This window comes from Streptomyces sp. SID3212 (assembly GCF_009865405.1).
In the GTDB taxonomy this organism is placed as follows: Bacteria; Actinomycetota; Actinomycetes; order Streptomycetales; family Streptomycetaceae; genus Streptomyces.
This window is the reverse complement of the sequence record NZ_WWJY01000215.1, coordinates 1-5118: the sequence shown is the minus strand read 5'-3', so window position 1 is coordinate 5118 and position 5118 is coordinate 1. Positions and strand designations below refer to the sequence as shown.

Sequence of the window (5118 nt, the reverse complement as noted above, 5' to 3'; positions counted from 1 at the left end):
CGTCCGGGGTGGGGGGAGCGGCCCTCCAGGGCCGGGCAGTTGTGTCATGTCCATTGACATGACCACCCGCCGGATCGATTCTGAGAGCGCTCTCAAACCCCCTCGACCCCCACATGCAGGAGGCAGAGCGTGCTCTCCCTGAAGAAGGTGCTGGCGCCCCTGGCGGCCGCGGTGATCCTCGCCGCGGGCTTCACCGCCGCGGCACCGGCGGAACCCGCCGAGGCAGCCGTCCCGACGACGATCCCCCTCACCCTCACCAACAACTCCGGGCGCACGGACCCCGTCTACGTCTACAACCTCGGCACGCTGCTCACCACGGGCCAGCAGGGCTGGGCCGACGAGAACGGCACGTTCCACGCGTGGCCCGCCGGCGGGAACCCGCCGACCCCCGCGCCCGACGCGTCGATCGCCGGGCCCGCCAACGGGCAGTCCAAGACGATCCGGCTGCCGAAGTTCTCCGGCCGCGTCTACTTCTCGTACGGTCAGAAACTCGTCTTCAGGCTGACCACCGGCGGTCTTGTCCAGCCCGCGGTGCAGAACCCGGCCGACCCGAACCGGAACATCCTCTTCAACTGGACCGAGTACACGCTCAACGACGCCGGCATCTGGATCAACAGCACCCAGGTCGACATGTTCTCGGCGCCGTACGCGGTCGGCGTCAAGATCCCCAACGGCACCACCAAGACCACCGGGCACCTCAAGCCGGGCGGCTACAACGGCTTCTACAGCGCGCTGCGCGCCCAGTCCGGCTGGGGCGGGCTGATCCAGACGCGGTCCGACGGAACGGTCCTGCGCGCGCTCTCGCCGGGCCACGGCGTGGGCTCCGGCGCGCTGTCCGCCACGGTCATGAACGACTACATCAACCGCGTCTGGACGAAGTACGCGTCCTCGACGCTGACGGTGACCCCGTTCACGGACCAGCCGAACACCAAGTACTTCGGGCGGGTCTCCGGCAACGTCATGAACTTCACCAACAGCGCGGGGGCCGTGGTCACGTCCTTCCAGAAGCCGGACTCGGACAGCGTCTTCGGCTGCTACAAGCTGCTGGACGCGCCCAACGACCTGGTCCGGGGGCCGATCTCGCGCACCCTGTGCGCCGGGTACAACCGCTCCACGCTGCTGACCAACCCGAACCAGCCGGACGCGAGCGCGGCGAACTTCTACAAGGACGGCGTCACCAACCACTACGCCCGGCTGCTCCACGACCGGATGGCCGACGGCAAGGCGTACGCCTTCGCGTTCGACGACGTCGGCGCGCACGAGTCGCTGGTGAACGACGGCAACCCGCAGCAGGCGTACATCACGCTGGACCCGTTCAACTAGCCGCACGGCGGCACGACAGGGCCGCGTCCACCGTCACGGACGCGGCCCTGTGGTGCTTGCCCCCAACTCCCCCGCCGGGTCAGCCGATCCGGCGGTGGACGTTCTCCCGCCCGGACGGGCCCGGTGTCGCGTCCGCGATCCAGGGGCCGTCCCCACTGGGGTCGACGATGCCTTCCTCCAGCCAGGTGTACGTACCGGACAGGACGCCGTCCACGACCTTGCGGTCGATCTCGTCCGTGTTCGACCAGAGCCGGGTGAACAGCTCCTCGACCCGGATCCTGGCCTGGCGGCAGAAGACGTCGGCCAGTTGGTACGCCTCGCGGCCGTGGTCGCCGCCCGTGCGCAGCATCTCGGCCCGTACGCAGGCCGCGCTCATCGCGAAGATCTCCGCGCCGATGTCCACGATCCGCCCCAGGAAGCCCTGTTTGGTCTCCATACGGCCCTGCCAGCGGGACATCGCGTAGAACGTGGACCGGGCCAGCTTGCGTGAGGTCCGCTCGACGTACCGCAGGTGGACCGACAGGTCGGCGTGCCCGCTCGGGTGGAACTCCGCGTACGAGCCGGGGAGTTGGCCCGTACCGGCGACGAGCTTGGGCAGCCAGCGGGCGTAGAACCTGCCCGCCTGGGCGCCCGCCTTCGCCTTGTCCGAGAGGGACTTGTCGGGATCGATGATGTCGCCGGCCACCGCGAGGTGGGCGTCGACGGCCTCGCGGGCGATCAGCAGGTGCATGATCTCCGTCGAGCCCTCGAAGATGCGGTTGATGCGCATGTCCCTGAGCATCTGCTCGGCGGGGACGGCCCGTTCGCCGCGCGCGGCCAGCGACTCGGCGGTCTCGAAACCCCGGCCGCCGCGGATCTGGACCAGTTCGTCGGCCATCCGCCAGCCCATCTCGGAGCCGTACAGCTTGGCCAGCGCGGCTTCGATCCGGATGTCGTTGCGGTCCTCGTCGGCCATCTGCGAGGAGAGGTCGACCACCGCCTCCAGCGCGAACGTGGTCGCCGCGATGAAGGAGATCTTCTCGCCCACGGCCTCGTGGCGGGCGACCGGCCTTCCCCACTGCTCACGGGCCCCCGACCACTCGCGGGCGACCTTGAGACACCATTTGCCCGCGCCGACGCACATGGCGGGCAGGGAGAGGCGTCCGGTGTTCAGGGTGGTGAGCGCGATCTTGAGACCCGCGCCCTCCTCGCCGATACGGTTCGCCGCGGGGACGCGGACCTGGTGGAAGCGGGTCACGCCGTTCTCCAGGCCGCGCAGGCCCATGAAGGCGTTGCGCTGCTCGACCGTGATGCCCGGGGAGTCGGCCTCCACGACAAACGCCGTGATACCGCCCTTGCGGCCCTCGGATTTCGGCACCCGGGCCATCACCACGAGGAGGTCGGCGACGACGCCGTTGGTGGTCCACAGCTTCACGCCGTCGAGCACGTAGTCGTCGCCGTCCGGGACGGCCGTGGTGGCCAGCCTGGCGGGGTCGGAGCCCACGTCGGGCTCGGTGAGGAGGAAGGCGGAGATGTCCGTACGGGCGAGGCGCGGCAGGAAGGTGTCCTTCTGCTCCTGCGTGCCGAACATCTTGAGCGGCTGCGGTACGCCGATCGACTGATGGGCGGAGAGCAGCGCGCCGAGGGCGGGGTTCGCGGAGCCCACGAGGGACAGGGCCTTGTTGTAGTACACCTGGGTGAGGCCGAGACCGCCGTACTTGACGTCGATCTTCATGCCGAGCGCGCCCAGCTCCTTGAGGCCGGCGATCACCTCGTCGGGGATCCTGGCCTCGCGCTCGATGAGGGCGCCGTCGATCTCCCGGTCGCAGAACTCACGCAGCTTGGCCAGGAACGCCTCCCCCCGCCTGACGTCCTCGGACGCGGGCAGGGGGTGCGGGTGGATGAGGTCGAGGCGGAAGCGGCCGAGGAACATCTCCTTGGCGAAGCTGGGCTTGCGCCAGCCCTGCTCGCGGGCCTCCTCGGCGACCTGTCGGGCCTCACGCTCGGAGACTGTGGGCCTGCCCTGCGGGTCCTTCGGTGCGGATGCTTCTGAGGGTGCGGATGGGGCGGACATGAGGAACTCACCTCGCCGCGATGTCGGGAGCGATGGACGGGTACCGGCCGGTTCTACTCGTCCGTATCTACCCGATATCCGACAGGTCCACCAGTGGTGGGCCGACCAATCGATCGGCCCACCACGGGTCACGCGCGGCTGTCAGAGGTCCAGGCCCGTCAGGACCATCACCCGCTCGTACGTGTAGTCCTCCATGGCGAACCGCACACCCTCCCTACCGACGCCGGACTGCTTGGCACCGCCGTACGGCATCTGGTCGGCGCGGTACGAGGGCACGTCGCCGATGATCACCCCGCCGACCTCCAGGGCGCGGTGGGCACGGAAGGCGGCCTGGAGGTCGTGGGTGAACACGCCTGCCTGGAGGCCGTACTTGGACTCGTTCACGGCATCGAAGGCGGCTTCCTCGCCCGTCACGCTGCGGAGCGTGAGGACCGGGCCGAAGACCTCCTCGCAGGCCAGCGTGACGTTCTCGGGGACGTCGGCGAGGACGGTCGGCGCGTACGAGGAACCGTCCCGCTTGCCGCCCGTGAGCAGCCGGGCGCCCGCCTGTACGGCTTCGTCGACCCAGGACTCGACGCGCCGGGCGGCGTCCTCGCTGACGAGCGGGCCGACGTCCGTGGTGTCGTCGGACGGGTCGCCGGTGACCTGGGCCTCGACGGCGGCGACGACCCTCGGCACGAGCCGCTCGTACACCGCCGCGTCCGCGATCACGCGCTGCACGGAGATGCAGGACTGGCCGCCCTGGTAGTTCGAGAACGTGGCGATGCGGGTCGCCGCGTGGTCGAGGTCCTGGTCGCTCGCGTAGTCGGCGAGGACGACGGCGGCGCCGTTGCCGCCGAGTTCGAGCGTGCAGTGCTTGCGCGGGACGGAGTCCATGATCGCGTAGCCGACCTTGTCGGAGCCGGTGAACGAGATCACCGGCAGCCGGTCGTCCTGGACGAGCGCGGGCATCCGGTCGTTCGGCACGGGCAGGACCGACCAGGCCCCGGCGGGCAGGTCCGTCTCCGCCAGCAGCTCGCCGAGGAGCAGCGCGGACAGGGGCGTCGCCGGGGCCGGCTTGAGGATGATCGGGGTGCCGACGGCGAGGGCGGGGGCGACCTTGTGGGCGCAGAGGTTGAGCGGGAAGTTGAACGGCGCGATGCCGAGGACGACACCCTTGGGGAAACGCCGGGTCAGCGCGAGGCGGCCGGCGCCGCCGGGATCGGTGTCGAGGCGCTGCGCCTCGCCTCCGTTGAACCGGCGGGCCTCCTCGGCGGCGAACCGGAACACGGAGACGGCGCGGCCGACCTCGCCCCTGGCCCATTTGAGGGGCTTGCCGTTCTCGGCGGAGATGAGGCAGGCGATCTCCTCGGCGCGTTCGCCGAGGCGGCGCGATACGTGGTCGAGGGCGGTCGCTCTCCGGTGCGCGGGCGTCGCGGCGAAGGTGTCGCGCACGGCATGGGCGGCCGCGACGGCCTCCTCGACCTGCTGCTCGGTCGGCACGGCGACGGTGCCGACGGGGCGGCCGTCCCAGGGGGAGGTCACGTCGAAGGTGTCCTCGCCGGTGGCCTGGCGGCCGGCGAGCCAGAAGGCGGTGGTGGGAGTCATGGGTCAACGGTAGGGGTGGGCGGGCGAGGTGTTTGTTGGCCGAGGTGGAGTGGTGGCGGGTCCGGGGGCACCGCTTTGGCGGGCGTGCCCGCCTGGGGGTCGGGTTGCGGGGCGTGTTTGTGGCCTCGGCCCGGTGCGCGGGCGCGGCTTACTGA

3 protein-coding genes are annotated in these 5118 nt (G+C 70.6%); 1 reads left to right on the top strand and 2 read right to left on the bottom strand.

Translation table 11 applies throughout. The annotated features are described in order from the left end of the window. Positions 1–129: 129 nt before the first annotated feature. On the top strand, positions 130–1323 hold the full coding sequence (locus GT042_RS06325; protein WP_161307715.1) for a glycoside hydrolase family 64 protein: 1194 nt from the start codon (positions 130–132) through the stop codon (positions 1321–1323). Positions 1324–1402: 79 nt separating this feature from the next. On the opposite strand, the gene GT042_RS06320 is transcribed toward GT042_RS06325, so the two are convergent. Both GT042_RS06320 and GT042_RS06315 read right to left on the bottom strand, forming a co-directional pair. Next, on the bottom strand, positions 1403–3376 hold the full coding sequence (locus GT042_RS06320; protein ID WP_161307714.1) for an acyl-CoA dehydrogenase family protein: 1974 nt from the start codon (positions 3374–3376) through the stop codon (positions 1403–1405). 141 nt (positions 3377–3517) lie between these two features. Next, entirely contained in the window at positions 3518–4963 is a 1446-nt protein-coding gene (locus GT042_RS06315; protein ID WP_161307713.1) for an aldehyde dehydrogenase family protein, read from the bottom strand. Positions 4964–5118 lie beyond the last annotated feature (155 nt).